Annotated in this window: 15 protein-coding genes; 3 read left to right on the forward strand and 12 right to left on the reverse strand. The window is 69.6% G+C overall.

The genetic code is table 11. The annotated features are described in order from the left end of the window. Positions 1-215 precede the first annotated feature (215 nt). From MBA17_RS44590 to MBA17_RS44635, 10 genes are all read right to left on the reverse strand, one after another. Complete coding sequence (locus tag MBA17_RS44590; protein WP_238504576.1) at positions 216-1,772, reverse strand: arylsulfatase; 1,557 nt, start codon at positions 1,770-1,772, stop codon at positions 216-218. Beyond that, entirely contained in the window at positions 1,769-3,406 is a 1,638-nt protein-coding gene (locus MBA17_RS44595; RefSeq protein ID WP_238504578.1) for an alpha-amylase family glycosyl hydrolase, read from the reverse strand. Before MBA17_RS44595 ends, MBA17_RS44590 begins: the two co-directional genes overlap by 4 nt. Beyond that, on the reverse strand, positions 3,399-4,301 hold the full coding sequence (locus MBA17_RS44600) for a dihydrodipicolinate synthase family protein (RefSeq protein ID WP_238504580.1): 903 nt from the start codon (positions 4,299-4,301) through the stop codon (positions 3,399-3,401). The genes MBA17_RS44595 and MBA17_RS44600 overlap by 8 nt, the downstream gene beginning before the upstream one ends. A 5-nt stretch (positions 4,302-4,306) precedes the next feature. Next, complete coding sequence (locus MBA17_RS44605; protein WP_238504582.1) at positions 4,307-5,917, reverse strand: FAD-dependent oxidoreductase; 1,611 nt, start codon at positions 5,915-5,917, stop codon at positions 4,307-4,309. A gap of 25 nt (positions 5,918-5,942) precedes the next feature. Beyond that, entirely contained in the window at positions 5,943-6,740 is a 798-nt protein-coding gene (locus tag MBA17_RS44610; protein WP_238504583.1) for an ATP-binding cassette domain-containing protein, read from the reverse strand. Continuing rightward, positions 6,737-7,690: an ABC transporter ATP-binding protein gene (locus MBA17_RS44615; protein ID WP_238504585.1), complete on the reverse strand. Its 954-nt coding sequence runs from the start codon at positions 7,688-7,690 to the stop codon at positions 6,737-6,739. Before MBA17_RS44615 ends, MBA17_RS44610 begins: the two co-directional genes overlap by 4 nt. Positions 7,691-7,755: 65 nt before the next feature. Beyond that, positions 7,756-9,279, reverse strand: coding sequence for an ABC transporter substrate-binding protein (locus MBA17_RS44620; protein ID WP_238504587.1), 1,524 nt, complete (start codon positions 9,277-9,279; stop codon positions 7,756-7,758). Positions 9,280-9,308: 29 nt separating this feature from the next. Next, a complete protein-coding gene (locus MBA17_RS44625) occupies positions 9,309-10,175 on the reverse strand; it encodes an ABC transporter permease (protein WP_238504588.1) in 867 nt (288 codons plus the stop codon). Beyond that, positions 10,172-11,098: an ABC transporter permease gene (locus tag MBA17_RS44630; RefSeq protein ID WP_238504590.1), complete on the reverse strand. Its 927-nt coding sequence runs from the start codon at positions 11,096-11,098 to the stop codon at positions 10,172-10,174. Before MBA17_RS44630 ends, MBA17_RS44625 begins: the two co-directional genes overlap by 4 nt. Further along, the gene (locus MBA17_RS44635) at positions 11,095-12,150 is read right to left on the reverse strand and encodes a LacI family DNA-binding transcriptional regulator (protein WP_238504592.1); all 1,056 of its coding nucleotides are present in this window, start codon (positions 12,148-12,150) and stop codon (positions 11,095-11,097) included. The genes MBA17_RS44630 and MBA17_RS44635 overlap by 4 nt, the downstream gene beginning before the upstream one ends. A gap of 208 nt (positions 12,151-12,358) precedes the next feature. Here MBA17_RS44635 and MBA17_RS44640 point away from each other — a divergent pair, with 208 nt between their 5' ends. From MBA17_RS44640 to MBA17_RS44650, 3 genes are all read left to right on the forward strand, one after another. Beyond that, complete coding sequence (locus MBA17_RS44640) at positions 12,359-14,155, forward strand: right-handed parallel beta-helix repeat-containing protein (RefSeq protein ID WP_238504593.1); 1,797 nt, start codon at positions 12,359-12,361, stop codon at positions 14,153-14,155. Positions 14,156-14,179: 24 nt separating this feature from the next. After that, positions 14,180-15,256, forward strand: coding sequence for an SGNH/GDSL hydrolase family protein (locus tag MBA17_RS44645; protein ID WP_455432970.1), 1,077 nt, complete (start codon positions 14,180-14,182; stop codon positions 15,254-15,256). Between the two features lie 296 nt (positions 15,257-15,552). Then, on the forward strand, positions 15,553-16,944 hold the full coding sequence (locus MBA17_RS44650) for a cytochrome b (RefSeq protein ID WP_238504599.1): 1,392 nt from the start codon (positions 15,553-15,555) through the stop codon (positions 16,942-16,944). A 136-nt stretch (positions 16,945-17,080) separates the two neighbouring features. Here the strand turns inward: MBA17_RS44650 and MBA17_RS44655 are convergent, their stop codons facing one another. After that, on the reverse strand, positions 17,081-18,643 hold the full coding sequence (locus tag MBA17_RS44655) for an ABC transporter permease (RefSeq protein WP_238504600.1): 1,563 nt from the start codon (positions 18,641-18,643) through the stop codon (positions 17,081-17,083). Beyond that, positions 18,640-19,536 (reverse strand): ABC transporter ATP-binding protein, encoded by an 897-nt coding sequence (locus MBA17_RS44660; RefSeq protein WP_238504602.1) that lies wholly within the window; start codon positions 19,534-19,536, stop codon positions 18,640-18,642. The genes MBA17_RS44655 and MBA17_RS44660 overlap by 4 nt, the downstream gene beginning before the upstream one ends. Between the last annotated feature and the right edge of the window lie 107 nt (positions 19,537-19,643).

Genomic DNA, 19,643 nt, shown 5'->3' on the forward strand with positions numbered 1-19,643 from the left:
CCATGGGGCCCGCAGCCGGACGGCGCGGAGACCCCATGGGACTGAGCATGCGACTATCGCCGGGGGCGGAAGACAACCGCCCGCTCGACAAGCGATGAGGGCCTCGCCTCCAGCAGGAGGCGAGGCGATCAGCAGCGTCCGCGACGCCGACGCTGAACGTGTGGCCAGGCGGCTGGAAGTGCTGGTGCCACATCTCGACGAAGCCCAGACTCCAATCAACGCACCCCTTCCCGGGATATGACGCCGATCCGCTGCGCCCAGCACTGGTACGCGATGGCCAACTCGGCGACGAGTTCGGGGCGGCGCTCGGCGAGATCGGTCAACTCGGAGCGGTCGGTGTCCATGTCGTAAAGCTCCCATGGCCCCGCGTGCTCGCGGACCAGCTTCCACCGCCCCCGGCGTACGGCGGCGTTGCCGAGGTGCTCCCAGAACAGCGACGTATCCGGGACCGGCGCTCCGCGCAGGGCGGGCAACATGGTGCGCCCCTCAGGTGGCAGCGCCTCCCGCCCTGGGTACTCGCGCGGGTAGTCGACGCCGGCGGCGCCGAGCAGGGTGGGCAGCACATCGGTGAGCTGAAAGGGCGTTCGGACGATCCGCCCTGCGAGCAGGCCGCCCGCGGGCCAGTGCACGATGAACGGGGTCGCGATGCCTCCCTCGTGGACCCACCGTTTATAGAGGCGGAACGGGGTGTTGGACAAGTTGGCCCACGCGGCACCGTAACTCGCGTAGGTGTCCTCAGGGCCGGGGTCGATGCCCGGGATGTTGCCGACGCGCAACTCGGCGCCTTCCCGGGTGGCCGCAGGCACTATGTGCCGCCTGGCCCGGAATACCTCGGGGTCACCGAGCGGCAGCGTCTCGGCGCAGCCGCCGTTGTCCGACAGAAACACCACCAGGGTGTCGTCGGAGACCCCGGATGCCTCCAGCCGGTCGAGGATACGGCCGATCCCCCGGTCCATCCGCTCCACCTGGGCCGCGTACACCTGCATGCGACGTGCCTCCCACGCCTGATCCGGTGCCGCCGCCCACCGTGGTTGCGCCGGGTCGGGCGCGGACAGTGCCGACTCGGCGCTGAGCAGGCCCTCGGCGTGCAGCCGGTCGAGCCGGCGGGCGCGCAGTTCGTCCCAGCCCGCAGCGTAGACGCCGTCGTACCCGGCGATGTCCTCCTGAGGCGCGTGCAGCGGCCAGTGCGGCGCGGTGTAGGCGACATAGGCGAAGAACGGATGACCGGCGGCAGCCTCCCGGCCGATGAACTCCACCGCGTGATCGGTGATCGCGTCGGTGTAGAAGAACCGCGGATCTCGGGCCTCGGCGCTCGCGTCCACCTCGCCGCGGTACAGGGTCGCCGGGTCGTAGTAGCTCCCGCATCCGCTGAGCGTCCCGAAGAAGTCGGCGAATCCTCGCCGGGTGGGCCACGAGTCGGCCGGCTCCCACAACGGCCCGCTCAGGTGCCATTTGCCCGACATGCCGGTCGCGTAGCCGGCGTCTCGGAGCACCTCGGCTACGGTCACGCAGCGGTCGTTGAGGCTGCCCGGGTACCCTCCGGGTGCGCCGTTGCCGGCCAGGACGCCGATACCGGTCTGGTGCGGGTGCAGCCCGGTCAGCAGGGACGCGCGCGACGGGCTGCATCGTGCCGTGTTGTAGAACTGCGACAGCCGCACCCCGGACCGCCCGAACCGGTCAAGATTCGGCGTGCGAATCTCACCGCCGTAACAGCCGATGTCCGAGTACCCCAGGTCGTCGGCGAGGATCAGCACGATGTTGGGCTGTCTCATGTCCTACTCTCGCCCTGCAGACGCAGCCAGGCGGCCGTGTCCGGCCCGAGCGGAGCGCGTGCCGCGTCGGGGGTGTCGCTGCGCAGGAGGGTGACCGTGTTCGCGGGCACCGGCACCTCTGTCGCACCGAGATTGACGACACACTCGAAGTCCGGTCCGCGCCGGAAGCGAAGGACCGAGCCGGCTCGGTCCACCCATTCGAGCTCCTGCGGGACATCCAGCTCCCGCCGGATTCGCAGCGCCCGCGCCACCAGGTGATAGGTGGAGGCCAGGTCGTCCACCTGGTTCGCCACCGAGAGCCGCCCCCAGCCAGGAGGCTGCGGAAGCCACGGGTCTGCGGACCCGAACCCAGCGCCGTCCGGTGCCGGCGTCCAGGGCAGCGGTACGCGGCAGCCGTCGCGCCCTCGGCGCCGCCCGCCGGAACGGGTCCAGATCGGATCCTGGAGGCGATCGTCGGGGATGTCCATATAGTCGGGCAGCCCGAGTTCCTCGCCCTGATAGAGGTAGGCGACGCCGGGCAGCGCCAGCATCAACAGCAGAGCGGCCCTGGCGCGACGCCGGCCCAGGTCCTCGTCGACCGGACCCAACTCGTGACCAGACCTCCCCTGATGCTTGCGGGTGTCGGCACGGCCGTACCGGGTCACCGTCCGTTCGACGTCGTGATTGGACAGCACCCAGGTCGGCGGCGCACCGGCGAGGGACATCGTGCGGAGTGTGGAGTCGATCACCGTGAACAGATCGCCGGTGTCCCAGGCGGACTGTAGAAAGGGGAAGTTGAAGGCGGTGTGGAGTTGGGCCGGCGCCACATACCGGGCCAGCCGCTCGGGGTCCGCCACCCACGCCTCGGCCACGAAGACCCTTGGCGGGTCGTACGCATCGGCCGCCGCGCGCCAGCCCCGGTAGATGGCGTGCACCTCGTCGCGGTCCCGGTGCGGATGGTCCGGCACGTTCGTCAGGACGAGCAGGTCTTCCTCCCGGTAGCCCAGATCGGGATAGCCGGGGTGTTTGATCAGGCCGGTGGCGACGTCGATCCGGAACCCGTCGACCCCGCGGTCGAACCAGAAGCGAAGCAGGTCCAGGAACTCCGCGCGGACCCCGGGGTTGGACCAGTTGAGGTCGGCCTGGCTGGGATCGAACAGGTGCAGGTACCACTGCCCGTCGGGCACCCGGGTCCAGGCCGGGCCGCCGAACGTGCTGCGCCAGTCGTTGGGGACGACCTCCCCCGTTGGTCCTCGACCGTCCAGAAAGTGGTACCTGGCGCGTTCCACGGAGCCCGGCGGGGAGGCGAGCGCGGCCTGGAACCAGGGGTGTTCGGTGGACGTGTGGTTCGGCACGACGTCCAAGATGACCCTCAGGCCATGCCGGTGCGCCTCCGCGACCAGCTGCTCGGCCTCGCGTACATCGCCGTATTCGCGAGCGATAGCGCGATAGTCGGATACGTCGTAGCCTCCGTCATTGTTCGGCGACTCGTACCACGGCGTGATCCAGATGGCGTCGACACCGAGGCCGGCCAGATAGCCCAGGCGGCTGCGGATCCCGGCGATGTCGCCGATCCCGTCGCCGTCGCCGTCCGCGAAGGACCGGATGTAGACCTGGTAGATCACCGCGGTACGCCACCACTCGACGTCACTCATCGGCGGCTCCGATCAGTTCCGGCTCGAATCCGGTCAGGAACTCGCGCAGCGCCGCCAACTCGCCGTCGTCGAGAGTCCGCAGGGGTGGAGCGACCGCTGCCCGGCACAGACCCCGCATGGCCAGGGTCGCCTTGACGACCGGGACTCCGGCCCGGATCCGGTGCACCCCGAGCAACCGGATGACCCGTTCCTGAGCCAGGACGGCACGCTCCTGATCGCCGGCGTGGTACGCGGCGGCCAGCTCCAGCGTGACCCGCGGGGCGATGTTGGCGATCCCGGGGGTGATCCCGTCCGCGCCCGCGGCCAGCGCGTCGAGCATCTTGCCTTCCGCTCCCTGATTCACCCCGAAGTCCGGCCGGTGGCGCTTGACCTCGAGCCACTGACGCAGGATGTCCGTCTCACCGGAGCTGTCCTTGACGCCGACGACGTGCTCCATGTCGGCGACGGCCGCGATCGAGCCCGCCGAGAACGGCGGCGCGTACCGCGGGATGTTGTACGCGATCACCGGCACGGCCGCTGTACGGCTGGCTCGGTAGTGTTCGATGATGTCGCGCTCGTCATGGTGGAAATAGCAGGGCGGGCTGAGGGCGACCGCGTCACACCCGGCCTCGGCGGCGATCTCGGCCCGCCTGAGCGATTCACGGGTGCCGGCCGCGGAGACGTTGACGACGACGGCGCCATCCGGCACCAGCCGCCGCCAGTGGTCGATGGCGCCGCCGAGGAACGCGCCGATCTCCGCCGTCTGGTGCAACGGCCCTTCGCCGTTCGTGCCGAGGAGCATGATCTTCGTGATGCCCGCGGCGGCGAGCGCGCCGAAGTATCGCAGGCCGGCCGCGAGGTCCGGACGTCCGCTCTCGCCGATCGGGGTCACGGCGGGGACGATTACCCCTGACACGGACATCAGTACCCCCGGATCTCTGGCCAGGCCAACTCGACGCCGTCGGCCTTCAGCGCGCCCTGGAACGCCCGCAGGTGTCCCTCCTTGCGCCGGACATCATGCGGCTCCACCGTCTCCCCCAGGCAGTAGGCCACCAGTGAGGCGGCGGCCTCGCCGATGTTCCACTCCACCGGGTGGAGCCGGTAGCAGCCGTTGGTGATGTGCGTGCTGCCGATGTTCTTGCCGGCCGGCAGCAGGTTCCTCATGCGCACGGGCAGCAGGGCGCCGAGCGGGATCTGGAACGGGCAACTGGCGACGTCGATGTAGTTGTCGCCGCCCGTTGAAGGGTGCAGGTCGATCCGGTACATGCCGACCCCGACCGTGTCGTCGTACGGCGTCGCGCCCGCCGCACCCCGCACGGCGAGAGACACGTCCTGTTCGGCGACCGTGTACTCGGCCCTGATCCGCCGGGACTCGCGGATGTACGGTGCGGCGGCGAACCCGTCGGGAGTGTCCATGACATCCGGCCGCAGCCGAAGTCCCGGCCAGCCGCGGCCACCGTCCGGCCGCGGCGCCTCGGTCTGCAGCCAGTAGAGCATGCTCGCGGAGAGCTCACGCGCGCCGGCGAGATGGCGGGCCTTCTCCTCCTCGCTCACCCCGATGATGGGCCCCGCCACGTAGTCGATCATCGGCCAGTTCACCAGGGTGACGTCGCTGGTCACGAAGCCGGGCTCGTACAGCTCGCGGGCGACGGCCCGGCGGAACTCCCATAGTTCGCGGTCCCCGGGGTCCTCGCTCTGGTCGGCGAGCACGGGCCCGGACTGGATGTTCGGGGTGAACGTCCGCGTCAGCGGCTCCCGCGTCCGCGGGTCCGGGGCGGTCAGCCCGACCTGCGGTCCCGGCCAGTAATCGGGACGGTACGCCCGCCAGTGGTCGTACGTCGCCGGCCGGGTGATCACGTGGTCCTCGCCCTCCCGGTGATCGACGGCGAACACCCAGGAGAACGCCTGCATGTTGCCGGGCTGCGCCACCTCGGGTGCACTCGGCTCGCCGGTCTCGTGCCGGGACTCGAACCCGGTGACATGCTCCACACCGGCGAGCGGCAGTACGTCGCCGAGCTCGGTGGCGTCCAGATAGTACGGGCTCGTGATGTGCACCAGGCCGACGTCCGCGCAGTCCACCGTCACGCTGCGGACCCGGTCACCGTCGGTCTCCGCCGCCACCGGCCGCGCACCGAGCAGGATGCGCAACCGGCCACTGCTCAAGTAGGGGTCGACCAGCGCGCGCAACACCGCTCCGCTGACCCGCGGCTCATGGCACAGCGCACCGACCCGGCCCAGTCCGGGATTCAGGTGCGGCTCGTTCCTGGCCGCCACCGTGAGGGGGTACCACGTCCGGTAGTAGTCGCGAACCGCGGTCCGGTACCGGCGGTAGGAGGCGGTGCAACCGAACTGCTCGATCCACCTGTGCTCGTCCGGGGGCACGCCCTGGCTGGTGAACTGCCCGCCGATGCGGTCGCCTTCCTCGGTCAGGACCACCCGCAGCCCGCGTCGCAGAGCTGCGAGCGCGGCGGCGACTCCGCCGACACCGCCGCCGATGATGGCCAGATCCGCATCAGTGATCCGCGATTCCAACGTTTCCCCCTGTTTGCATGTGGATTCAGGCGCCCTCTAGGTCGAGGGCGGCGTCGAGCAGTTTCCTGGTGTAAGGATGGTCGGGCCGCTCGAACAGATCGTCCGCGGTCGCGGTCTCGACCAGGCGGCCCTGGTGCATGACCGCCACCCGGTCCGCGATCTGCCGGACCACCCCGAGATCGTGGGTGATGAAGAGGATGGCGAGACCGCGGGCGGCGCGCAGGCCGGCCAGCAGTCGCAGGATCTGGGACTGCACCGACACGTCGAGTGCCGAGACGGCTTCGTCGCAGACCAGCAGCCGGGGCCGCAGAGCGAGCGCTCGGGCGATGCTGACCCGCTGGCACTGCCCGCCGGACAGGGCCGTGGCACGCCGGGTGGCGACGCCGGCGTCCAGGCCGACGTCCGCGAGAAGTTCGTCGATCGCGGCATCCCAGGATCGGCCGTCCGGGGCGGCCGAGGGGTGGGTCCGCCAGGTCTCGGCGATGATCGACCGGACGGTCATCCGGGGGTTGAGCGAGGCCGCGGGATCCTGGAAGACCATCTGGATCGCCCGGCGGGTCGCCGGTGGCCGCTTCGCCACCGGGCCGACCGAAGCCCCGTCGAACAGGACCGCCCCTTCCTGGTGTGCCTGGAGTCCGACGACACAGCGGGCGACCGTGGTCTTTCCCGAGCCGGACTCCCCGACGATCGCCAGGGTCTCGTCAGGGCGAAGGGCGAAGGAGACGCCGTCTACGGCATTCGGTTGCGTGCCGCGCCTGCGCTCCCTCCGGGTGTGGAAGCTGACCACAAGGTCGCTGACCTCGATCAAGGCCGATGCGCTCACATTTCCTCCGGAAAGTGACAGGCAACCTGCCGGCCGGCGGCAACCTGGCGCATCTGCGGTACGTCGCTTCGGCACCGGTCCTGCGCCTTGGCACACCGTGGATGGAAGGGGCAGCCGCTCGGGCGTTCGGCCGGGCTCGCCGGGCTGCCCGGCAGTGGCTCGGCGATGGCCGTCTTGCTGCGTACTGCCGGGACGCTCACCACGAGCGCCCGCGTGTACGGGTGTGCCGGGCTGTTGAGCACCTCGCGGCCACTGCCGACTTCGCAGATCCGGCCGGCGTACATGACGACGACCTCGTCCGCCACATGTGCCATCACCCGCAGGTCGTGGCTGACCAGCAGCATGGCCATAGCCTCCTCGTCGCGGATGCGCCTCAGCAGCGCGAGGATGCGGGCCTGCACGGTGACGTCGAGCGCCGTCGTCGGTTCGTCGGCGAGGATGAGCTGCGGCGAGCCGGCGAGTGCCGTGGCCACCATGGCTCGCTGTCGCAGTCCGCCCGAATACTGGTGTGGGTACTGCGCGTGCCGAGTCTCCGGGTCCGGGACACCCACCCGGTCGAGCAGGTCGATCACGGTCTGGCGGACCTCCTTCGCGGGCATTCCACCGCGCCGCAGGATCTCGCCGACCTGCCGGCCGATCGTCTGCGTCGGGTCCAGCGCCGCCTGGGGGTCCTGAAAGATCATCGCGATGCCGCGCCCACGCAGCCGACGCCGGTCCTGCTCCGCCATGGTGACCAGGTCCGCACCGTGCCACAACATCCGGCCGGAGACCGCCGCGCCGACCGGCAGCAGACCGATGATCGCTGTCGCCGTCATCGTCTTGCCGCTGCCCGACTCCCCGATCAAGCCGGTGGTACGGCCCGCGGCGACGGTGAACGAGACATCGTCCACCACCCGGACCGGACCGGCAGGGCCTGGCAGGTCGATCGACAGGTGTTCGACCCGGAGCAACGGAGCCGGCTCCTCAGGCGGGCGGGGCTCCGCCGGCGCCGGATCGGTCACTTCCGAAGACCTGCTCATGATCCGCCGTTGCCGATCCGGATGGTGGAGAAGTCCGGCGTGAGGTCCGGGGGAATGGCGAGGCCCTGCACGGACTTGTTCCGGACGTACAGGTTCTGCACGAACATGGGGTACATGCCGACCGCGTCATCCCAGATGATCTTGTTGGCCTGCGCGTACAGTTCCTGCCGCTTGGCGGTGTCGCTGGTCGAGCCCGCCTGGGCCAGCAGGTCGTCGAGGTCCGGGTTGCAATAGCCCGTGCGCTTGGCCGCGCAGGTGTACAACCGGCCGAGGTTGGTCGCCGCGTCGAAGCCGGCAGTGCCGAGCTGCTGGATGTTCAGATCCCAGTTGAGCGCCAGCAGATCCTGCAGGAAGACCGCCGCCTCCTTCTGGGTCGGCTCGACCTTGACCCCGATCTTCGCGAGGTCGCTCGCCACCGCGTCGGCGAACTGCTGGAACTGCGGCTGGGAGAACTGGACCCGGATCGTCTGGTCGTAGTCCCAGCCGGCGTCGTCCAGCGCCTTCTTGGCCGCGGCCGGGTCGTACCGCACCGGGGTCTGCGGCGCGTAGCCGAGCACATTGGAGGTCACCACCGAGTTCGCCACCGAACCGGTCTCCGGGAACAGCGACTTGATGATGGTGGCGAAGTCGACCGCCTGCCACAGCGAGCGCCGGACGGCGGCCTCTTTGAGCCCCTTGCCGGAGCCGTTCATCCACATGGTGATGACGCCGTTACCCGCGTCCTTCTCCACCACGAGGTCGGAGTTCCCCTTCAGGCCCGGCAACTGGTCGTCCGGGACCGCCCACGTCAGGTCCACCTCGCTGGTCTTCAGTGCGGTCATCCGCGCCGCCATCTCCCCGATGCTGCGCAGCTCCAGGCGGTTCAGCGCCGGCTTACCGCCCCAGTAGCCGGGGTTGGGGGCGAGTACCAGGCTCTGGCCCGGCGTGAACTGCTCGACGACGAACGGGCCGGAGCCGATCGGCTTGGTCCAGCCGTCGTTCTGGTGCGCGGCGGGGGTGACATAGAAGGTGATGAGCTTGCCGAGCAGCGCGGGATCGGGGTCCTTGGCCGTGATGACGACCGTGTTCGTACCGCTCGCCTTGGCCTTATGGCCGGCGAAGTTGCCGGCCATCGCGCCCTTGAGCTCCAGGATCCGCTCGAAGGAGGCGACGACGTCGGCGCTGGTGACCGGCGTGCCGTCGGAGAACTTGACGTTGTTCCGCAGCGTGAAGGTCCACTCCGTGGCGTCTTCGTTGGCCTTCCACGACTCGGCGAGCACGCCCTCGAACTCGCCCTTCCCGACCGCGCGGACCAGCGCGCTGAAGATCGCCTTGGCGGCGACCTGGGTGCCGTTGTCCATCGCGGACGCACCGTGCGGGTCGAGGTTCTCGATCGGGGTCCACACGGCGACGGCCAGCTCCTGCGGCACGTCACCACCTGCGGACGAGCCGCCGGTGGTGGTGCTGCAACCGACCAGCCCGACGATGGAAACTGTCGCGGCGGCGAGGGCCACCGCACGACGAAGCCGAATGGGCCTCATAGAAATCCCTCCTGACATTGGCTGAGCCGTCAGCGGCTGGTGCCGAGACGCTGCGTGAGATGGTCGCCGAGCAGGCCCGTGCTCACCACAAGGCCGGTCAGCGCCAGCCCCGGTAGCGCCGAAATCCACCAGGCGGTGTCCAGATAGTCCTTGCCGTTCGCGATGACCTGGCCCCAGGAGACCGTGCCCGAGGGCAGGCCGAGGCCCAGGAAGCTGAGGCCGGCCTCGGACAGCACCGCACCGGCGAACTCCGTGGTCGCCAACGCGGTGACCGGACCGATCACGAACGGGATGATGTGCCGGATGATCAAGACCGGAGTGGGCACCCCGATCAGCCGCGCGGCGTCGACCCACGGCCGTTCGCGCAGCGACAGGGTGAGACCGCGGGCCAGCCTGGCGAAGCCGACCCAGCCGGCCACCGACAGCGCCAGGATCACGACCAGCATGCTGCGCTCGAAGAGGCCGGCGATCACGATCGCCAGCAGGATGCCCGGGAAGGCCATCAGGATGTCGATCAGCCGGGAGATCGCGACGTCGGTCCAGCCGGCGAGATAGCCGGCGAGCGTCCCGAAGGCCAGCCCGACCAGCAGGCAGGCGGCCACCACGGAGATACCGATGATGATCGACGTCCGGGCGCCGTAGACGAGTTGGCCGAGCATGTCCCGGCCCGCGCCGTCGGTGCCCAGCACTGCGACCGTGCCATCCGCCCTGACCGCCCCTATCGGCATCAGCCGGTCCGCCACGCTGGTCGCCACCGGGTCGTACGCGATCAGCAGCGGGCCGATCAGGCCGACGAGCAGGTAGCCGACGAGCACGACGGTGGCGATCGCGGCGACGGTCGGCGTGGACCGCAGGCGGACGGGCCACAATCGTGGCCGGGCGGTTATCGCACTCATGCGCCGGCCCCCAGTCGGACTCGCGGATCGAGCCGGGCGGCGATCAGATCCGCCGCGACGTTGCAGCAGACCACGATGACCGCGATGAGGAGTACGGCGACCTGCACGATCGAGTAGTCCCGGTTGGCGACCGCGGTCACCAACAGCGAGCCGAGACCGGGCCAGGTGAAGACGCTCTCCACGATCACCGCGCCGCCCAGCAGCGTGCTGACGTGCAGCGCGCCGACGGTCACCACCGGTGTCGCCGCGTTGCGCACCACGTGTCCGGTCACCACCTCACGCGTGCTGAGCCCCTTGGCGTACGCCCGCTGCACATAGGGCTCCGCCATGGTGTCGGCGACGCTGCTCCGGGTGATCCGGGTGAGGAGCGCGGTGAAGGGGGCGGCGAGCGTGAGCGCCGGGAGCACGATGTGGGCCGGGGTACCGGTGCCGGCGCTGGGGAGCAGCCGGAGCTGCAACGCCATCACCAGGATCAGCATGATCCCGATCCAGAACGGCGGCATGGAGTAGAGGGTCAGGGCGAAACCGGAGATCCCACGGTCGATCCACCGGCCGCGGTAGGCGCCGGCCAGGGCGCCGAGGACGACGCCCGACATCGCGATGACGGTCGCCACCAGGGTGAGCTCCACCGAGGCCGGCAGCCGGGACAACACGAGCTCGAACGCCGGCTGTCCGAAGCGGTAGGACTCCCCGAAATCGAGCGTCGCCAACTGGGTCAGATAGTGCCAGTACTGGATGGGCAGCGGCTGGTCCAGGCCGAGCCGGGTCCGGGCGGCCGCCACCTCGGCGCCCGTGGCGTCCGGTCCGAGCAACACCAGCGCCTGGTCTCCGGGGGCGATCCGCATGATGAAGAACACCAGCGTGGCGGCCCCGAAGATGATCAGGACACCGGTCGCCGCCGTACGCAGCGCATATCTGGTCATCGCCGGACCACTCGGCTGATCGAGTTGCCGCGGACGTCGATGCACGGCACGACCAGCTGAAGAGGCGGCTGGTCCGCGCCCTCGAGCAGGTTGACCAGCAACTGCACCGCCGCCCGGCCCATTTCGACTCGTGGTATCTCGAACGACGTCCAGATCCTGGTCGCGGTCGGCGGCGGAGCGGAGCCCAGGAAGGCGACCGACAGGTGGTCCGGGATCCGCAGGCCGGCCGCCTCGGCGACCTCGGCCAGGGCGACACCGGTGGCGTTGTCCTCGGAGGGCTCCACCACGACCGCCGTGATCCCCGCCTGGACCCATCCGGTGACCCGGTCGGCGTCGATGTCCTCGGCGCCGGAGGAGAACTCGACCACGAGGTCGTCCGCGGTCAGGCCCGCGGCCTGACCACCTTGCCGCAGGCCCAGCTCGCGATCGTCGCCCGGCTCGGCGCCGTCGGTCTGCCGCAGGAGCAGGATCCGCTGATGCCCGAGCGCGACCAGCTCCTCCACCAGGGCCGCGGTCGGGGCGACGTAGTCGGGGGCGACGTAGGACAGCTCGGCTCCCGCTATGTCACGCCGTCCGATGAAGACGAACGGGAAACCCTCCTTGGCCAGGTTCGCCAGGTCGTCGCGCGAGATGTGCCGGCCCAGCAGGACGCAGCCGTCCGCCTTCAACAGCGCGTTGCGCCCCATGGCGTAGACCCCCCGCTGGGCGGTGTTGGCCGAGGTGAACAGCAGCAGGTCGTAACCGAGCCTGGCCGCCTCCGCCTCCACCCCCAGCAGGAACGGGTGATAGAAGTCCCGCTGATCGACCGGGAACACCGACTCGAACGTGTAGAGCCCGATGGTCTTGACGGTCATCCCGCGCAGCGCACGGGCGGCGGGGTTGACGGCGTACCCCAGGTCTTCGATCGCCTGTTGGACCCGCCGGCGGGTCTCCTCGGCCACCGGCGCGCCCGTGCGCTCATTGAGCACGAGGGAGACGGTGGCCTGGGACACTCCGGCCCGCTGGGCGATCTCGACTTGGGTGGGGCGTCGCGGCCCGACTCGTTTGCGCATGGCGATCCAGTTGACTAATACGTAACGACTGCGAGGCACTCTAGGAACCCGGAAGCGGTCCACGCAAGAGGTAAGTTGCCTCGATGTTTCCATCAAGTGTCGCAAACCAGCCCAAAGAGGGGTGCTTGTTACCTCTTGTGAGGCAGATATGGCGTCTGTACGATCCTCGATTCATACGTATCAATTCGCGTAATGGGAGGTAGGGGCCATGTCCGAAGGCACCGATCGTCGAGCGCTGTTACGGATCGGCGGTGCGGCACTGGGCGCGGCCGCGGCGACCGCGTCATGGGGAGCGACACCCGCGGCCGCCGCGGCCGTGGACCCGCAGGATGTCGTCACGCCCCAGCAGTTCGGCGCACTGGCCGACGGGCAGCACGACGACACCGACGCCATCGAGCAGGCCATCAACGCCCAGCGGACCCGGCTGAACCGGATCGTCGTCTTCCCGCCGGGCACCTACCGGATCACCCGCACCATCGTCATCCCCGACATACCCGGGGAGTCCTTCAACCGCATCCAGCTGCGCGGTTACAGCACCATGACGAACCGCGCCTCGATCATCCAGGTGACACACGACGGGGTGGGCATCGACGTCCGGTGCTCCCTGGCCGCGATCTACGGCCTGGCCTTCGTCGCCCCGGTCAAGACCGCCAACAACAGAGCGCTGCGCTTCGCCGGCGAGGTCAACACCGACGACACCGACGCCGCCATCCTGGAGTGCACGTTCGTGTCGTTCAAGCTCGCCGTCGAGCACGTCGGCCGCGGGCTGTACTTCTCGCACAACCTCGTCGCCCTCTGCACCACCGGCATCAGCCTCGCCTGGCCGACCACCGGTGTGGAAGGCGGCCCCGACCATGTCCCGCCGTACGGGTTGCGGAAGTGGCTCATCACCAACAACCACTTCCACAGTCCGTTCCAGGCCATCGTCACGCAGGGCGCCGAGGACAGCGACTTCCGCGGCGCGATCATCCAGGGCAACCTGCTCGACATCGGCCGGCGGCTGCTGATCGGCAGCCTGACCAACTCCACCATCAGCGGCAACATGGTGGAGAAGGCGGACAACGGGCCGATCATCGAGATCACCAGCGGGGGCCACAACCTGACCATCGGCGACAACGTCCTCGGCGGGTTCGAGCCCCCGCAGAACAACGGACCGTGCGCCATCCAGTTCTCCAGCGGCGTCACCGCGCACAACGTCACCATCAGCGGGAACACCTTCAACTGGCTCAACCACTCGCCCATCCGATTCGAGAACGACGCGAGCAAGATCACCATCGCGAACAACTCGTTCGACAACTGGAACCTCGACGCCAAGGCCGACGCCGCGGCGATCAGGGTGGCCGGGAAAGCGAGCGCGTTCAGCGTCATCGGCAACGTCATCTCGGCCGATCCGGCCGGCCGGCCACCGATCCTGACCACCGGCGGATTGCACGACTCACACGTCATCGGAAACGCCTCTGAGAAGGTGCCGCTGGTCGCGGGCACAGTGGGGGCGGACTCGTTCGTGCAGGCCGGCCCGGGCCGGTTCAACCGGATCGAGGTGGCCGGGCCGCTGGGAGCGGCGGCCAAGGTGGTCAGCACCTCGACCGGGTCGATCAAGGTGGGCGAGGACCGCTACGGCTCGTTCGTCGTCGAGGGCAACAACGCCAACCCGGGCGTCAAGGGCGGGCTGCGAGTGGTCCCGGTCAACTCGTCGGGATCGGCCGCCACCGAGTTGCTGTGCTCGACCACGTCCACCAATGAGCTGGTCTCCATGGTCTCCAATGCCACCGGGCTGGTTCCCCCCGCCGACAACGTACGCGATCTGGGCAGCGCGGATCGACGAATGCGAACCGTGTACGCCCACCAGGTGGTCCTGGCCGAGCACACGCCGGACAAACTGCCGAGCGCGGCCGACCACGCCGGAGGCCTCGTCTTGATCCACGACCCGAAGACCGGCAAGCGCGGCCTCGCTCTCTCCGACGGCGGATCCTGGCGGAACGTCGTCCTCGGCGCCGAGGTCTGATCAAAAGGAGGTGATCCGGTTCGCATGGCGCTGATCCAGCTCGCTCCTGATGCGCGGCCGACCGTCTGGCGGGGCAGCCTGGCGTGGACGGAGGAGGGCGGCTCATGGCAACCGTGGCGGCTGCCACCGGACCGGATCGCCACCGCCCACGCTCCGGACCTGGCCACGCGTGCGCGAATGCCGGCCGGCGTCCGCGCGGTCGTCCGTACCGACGCGACCGCGCTGGAACTGCGCACCTACGCCGTAGACGATGATGTGACATCGCTGGACGTCGTCGTGGACGGCGCGCTGTGGCGGCGGACAGCACTTACCGCAGGGGCGGTGACAAGCCACGTCACGTTGCCGCCCGGCACCAAGGCCATCGAGGTTTGGTTACCCCAATTCGGCGAGATCCGGATAGGACCCCTTGTCCTGCACGGCGCCACGTACGCCACCGCCGCCGCGGATGAGGAGTTCCGCTGGGTCACGTATGGAAGCTCGATCACGCAGTGTCGTTCAGCTTCCGGCCCGAGCGAGACGTGGCCCGCGCTGGTCGCTCGACGCCTCGGCTGGGATCTCACCTGTCTCGGATTCGCCGGGGAGTGCCACCTCGATCCCATTGTCGCCAGGGCGATCACGCGTACGCCCGCGAACCTGATCTCGCTGTGCCTCGGGAGCAACATCTACGGCACCGCGAGCCTCGGCGCACGGACACTCACCGGCCAGGTGTCGGGGTTCATCCAGACGATTCGCGATGCGCATCCACACGTGCCGATCGCCGTGATCTCGCCGATCGTCTCACCGCACCGTGAGCGGCTGCCCAACCAGGCGATGATGACCCTCGACGACGTTCGCGGCGCCGTCACGGACGCCGTGACCACGCTGCGTCGATGCGGCGAGTCCAAGCTCCACCTCGTCAGCGGCCCGAGCGTCTTCGGACCTGACGATGTTCACCTCCTGCTGCCTGACTCCCTGCATCCGAACGCCGATGGCTACCGCCTAATGGCCGAGCGACTCGCCCCCCGCCTGGCAGCCCTCGTGCCTGATCGGGCTGTGAATGCCGGTGGGCCATGTGCGTCCGGTGGCGCTCGCTCGTCGGACTTTGGCTCCCATCTGACCTAGATCATCGTTGTGCCCACGTGGGCACACCGGGTCGACAAGAGCCGGCAGAACACTGTGCAGCCCCTTGCGACACGGTCGCCGTGAGCAGCGGAATCCCTTCGGCCATCTGGAGCTCGACTACCCGCCGCCGCGCCGCCGTCCGGCCGTGATCCGAGTGACCGCGTAGGGGCGTGGCGACGTCGGCCCAACGAAGGACGCGATGGCAGTGAGGTTTATCACCGTCATCCACGCCTAATCGTTGTCACACCCCCCGGCCCGATTCCGTCTTGTGAGTAGGCAAGGTTAGGGGTCCTCAGATGCGTTCGTTGGTAGCCAGGCGCCGCTCGTTTCAGTTCTCCCACTGGTCGTTCATGTTCGCGGAGATCGCCATCTGGTCATTCGTCGTCCTGACGGTGACCGGGGCGGTAATGATGCTGTTCTACAACCCCAGCATGTCCCAGGTGACCTATGACGGCTCGTACGGCCCGCTGCGCGGACACCTCGTCAGCAAGGCCTTCGACTCGACCATGCGGCTGAGCCTGGAGGTGCGCGGCGGCCTGCTCATCCGCCAAGTCCACCACTGGGCGGCGCTCGTCTTCGTGGCGGCCGTCGTGCTGCAGCTGCTGCGTATGTTCCTCACCGGCGCGTTCCGCCGCCCGCGCACCCGGCAGTGGCTGATCTGGGTGACGCTGCTCGCGCTGGGCATGGCCGCGGGCGAGAGCGGCAACGCCCTGCCTGACGACATGCTGTCGGGTGGGAGCCTGTGGCTGATCATGTCGGTGGTGCAGTCCATCCCCGTGGTGGGAACCTGGGCGCTGTCGCTGCTGTTCGGCCCGGACTTTCCCGGCGACAGCATCATTCAGGTCATGTACGGGGGGCACCTGCTGATCTCGGTCGTCATCGCCGCGCTGCTGATCGCCCGCGAACTGCTGGTGCGGCGGCACGGCCACTCCCAGTTCATCGCCTCGCTGCCCACGCGGCCAACCGCACGCCCGGCGATGGCGCTCGCGACGATCGGCATGCTGATCATTCTCGGGTTCGGGTTCCAGATTGCGCCCATCTGGCTGTACGGCCCCGCCAAGCCGACGCAGATCTCGGCAGGCTCGGTTCCAGACTGGTACATGGGATTCCTCGACGGCGCCCTGCGCATCATGCCCGGGTGGGAACTCACCCTCGGGGACTCCACGCTCAGCCTCGCGGTCCTCGTCCCCACACTGGTGATACCCGGGGTCTTCTTCACCGCCCTGGCCGCCTACCCGGCAGCCGAGCGCTTCCTCCTCTCGCGACGCAGCCGCCGCGACACGCTGGGCCGGCCCAAGACCACGAGCCGCTTGGCCCGCGAGACCCTCGCGCACGACCTGCTCGACCGGCCACGCGAGACGCCGGTGAAGACGGCCGTCGCGGTCGCCGGCGTCACGTTCTACGGCCTGCTGTGGGCAGCCGCGGCCAACGACCAGATCGCCCACCAGTTCCACCTCGCCGTCGAGACTGTGACGGTCTTCTTCAGGTTCGCCGTGCTCATCGGCCCCGTCGTCGCCTTCGTCATCACCCGGGGGATCTGCCTCGCACTCCAGCAGACCGATCGCCACGTGGCCGAGCACGGAGCGGAGACCGGGATCATCACGCGCTCCCCGGACGGCGGCTTCCACGAAAGGCCGGCGCCGCCGCAGCAAGAGCGCCGGGAGCCGGCGATCACCTCAGGAAGATGAAGAGTCGGTTTCGTCGATGAGTAGCAGCGGAGTGTCGGTGAGAAGTAGCAGCACCACGCGAGGGGAAAGCCCACCCGGGCACGGAGAGATCCCGCCCGGTGACCCAGGGCGAGATCTCCGCGGCGATGGTTGAGGCTCAGGTGAGCGCCCTGCGCCTGACAGCGACAAGGCCGGCCGCGGTGAGGACGGCGGCGATGCCTGTCATGATCAGGATGGCTGTGACCGTGAAGGGCTCGCCAGAGATGACCATGGGCAGGTTGGGGTAGGGCACGGCGTACTTGGCGATCCAGTAGTCGATGCCGAGTATCGGCCCGAGCACCTCGCCGAAGAGGTTGACGAACAGGAAGGCCGCCCAGGAGATCGCGGCCGCGGCGCGGGGCAGCAGGCCGAAGGCCAGGATGCCGACCCCGGCCAGGACCCAGGTGGCGGGTACTTGCACCAGGGCGCCCGCGAGCACCTTGCCGGGTGCCCCCGCCACCACGCCCATGGTCAGCCCGGCGGCGGTGAGGATCAGGGCGCTGCCGGCCAGTGCGAAGAGCAGATGGCCGGCGACCCACCGCACGCGGGAGACAGGGGTGGACAGGAGCAGTTCGGCGCGGCCGGAGATCTCCTCGTTGCGCAGCCGCAGCAGGGCCAGCAGCGGGTAGAGGGCCGAGACGTAGCCGAGGCTGAGCACGATGAGCCACAGGTAGGCGTCGGTCATGCCGGCCTCGGGCGAGGCGGTGTAGCGGCGGAAGAACTCCTCCACCGCGGCGCCCTGCCGGGCGACCTCCTCAATGGAGGTGGCCAGGGCACCCAGGACCAGCCCGGCGATCGCGTACCCGGCGATCCAGCCACCGAGCAGGCCCTTCTGCAGCCGCCAGGCCAGGGCCAGCGGGCTGCGCAGCCGCTGCGAACCGGCCGGACCGGGACGCTCGGGGATCAGGCCGTGGCCCAGGTCACGCCGGGCGCGCAGCCGGTAGGCCAGCGCGAGGGCCGCGGCGGTGAAGGCGAGGCTGAGCAGCAGCACGGCCACGTTGTTGTCCCCGTACGGCCGCGCCAGGTGCGACCAGCCTTGCGGCGAGAACCACTTGAGTGCGCCGATGCCGCTGCCGTCGGCGACGAAGCGCAGCACGTAGCTGAGGCCCAGGCCACCGGCGGCCACGCCGATCGCGGTGCGGGCGGTCTGGGTGAGCTGGGCGGCCACCGCGCCCATGCCGGCGAAGACCAGGCCGACGGCGGTGATCGCGGCGCCGAAGGCCAGCGACCCCGCCGCGTCGGCGCCGGTGGCGGCCATGGCTGCGGCGGTGATCAGTCCGGCCAGGACGGCGGAGCCGCAGGTGACGGCGAGCGCGGCGGTCAGCGGCGCCAGGCGGCCGACCACCCCGGCGCTGACCAGTTCGGCGCGGCCCGACTCCTCCTCGCTCCGGCTGTGCCGGACGACGGTGAGGATCATGATCAGTCCGAGGATGGTGTAGATGGCGTCGGCGTTCTTCCAGACCGCCATGCCGGCCAGCGTGGCGGAGGGGATCTCGCCGGCGAACGCGGTCAGCGCCTGGTTCGCGGCCATCTCGCGGGCGAACGCGGCTATGTCGCCGATGCCGGTGGCGTACCGCTTGACCTGCCCTGCCGCGAGCGCGATGAGCAGCAGCAGCCAGAGCGGGACGATGAAGCGCTCGCGGCTCAGGGCGAGCTTGGTCAAGGTCCAGGTGCCGTTCATCGCTCCGCCTTCTCGCTCTCGTAGTGGCGCAGGAACAGGTCTTCCAGGGAGGGCGGAGTGCAGGTCAGGTCGCGCACGCCCACCCGGATCAGCTCGGCCAGCGCCGCGTCCAGCCGGGTGCGGTCCACCTCGAAGGCGATCCGGTTCCCCTCGACCCGCACCCCGTGCAGATCGGGCATCCGGGCGAGCCCGTCGGGCGGGGAGGCCAGCTCGGCGGTGACCTGGCTGCGGGCCAGGCCGCGCAGGCGCGTCAGCGGTCCCGACTCCACCGTCCGGCCCCGCCGGATGATCGTGACGCGGTCGCACAGCGCCTCGACCTCCGACAGGATGTGGCTGGACAGCAGCACGGTACGGCCGCGCTCCTTCTCCTCGGTCACGCACTGCTGGAAGACCGCCTCCATCAGCGGGTCAAGGCCGGAGGTGGGCTCGTCCAGGATGAGCAGTTCGGCGTCGGAGGCGAACGCCGCCACCAGCGCGACCTTCTGCCGGTTGCCCTTGGAGTAGGACTTGGCCTTCTTACGCGGGTCCAGCTCGAACCGCTCCAGCAGTTCCGCCCGCCGCGCCCGATCCAGGCCGCCGCGCAGCCGGCCGAGCAGGTCGATCACCTCGCCGCCGGTCAGGCCCGGCCACAGGTTCACATCGCCCGGAACGTACGCCAGTCGCTTGTGCAGCTCGGTGGCGTCCTTCCACGGGTCGCCGCCCAGCAGCGTCGCCCGGCCGCCGTTGGCCCGCAGCAGGCCCAGGAGGGTTCTGATGGTGGTCGACTTGCCGGCCCCGTTCGGACCCAGGAAGCCGTGGACTTCCCCGGCCCGCACGCTCAGGTCCAGCCCGTCCAGGGCCCGGGCCTGGCCGAAGGACTTGATCAGTCCCTCCACATCGATGGCCAGTTCCATGGTCGCCACGCTCCTCGTCTTGTTCCTTTTCGCTGGTCAAGACGGTAGAAGCTGCGATCATCCGGAGGTATCGGGCATGTGCCCCATTCGCTGCCCCTATTGCCCGC

Source organism: Dolomitihabitans soli (genome assembly GCF_022213955.1).
GTDB classification, from domain to species: domain Bacteria; phylum Actinomycetota; class Actinomycetes; order Streptosporangiales; family Streptosporangiaceae; genus Streptosporangium_A; species Streptosporangium_A soli.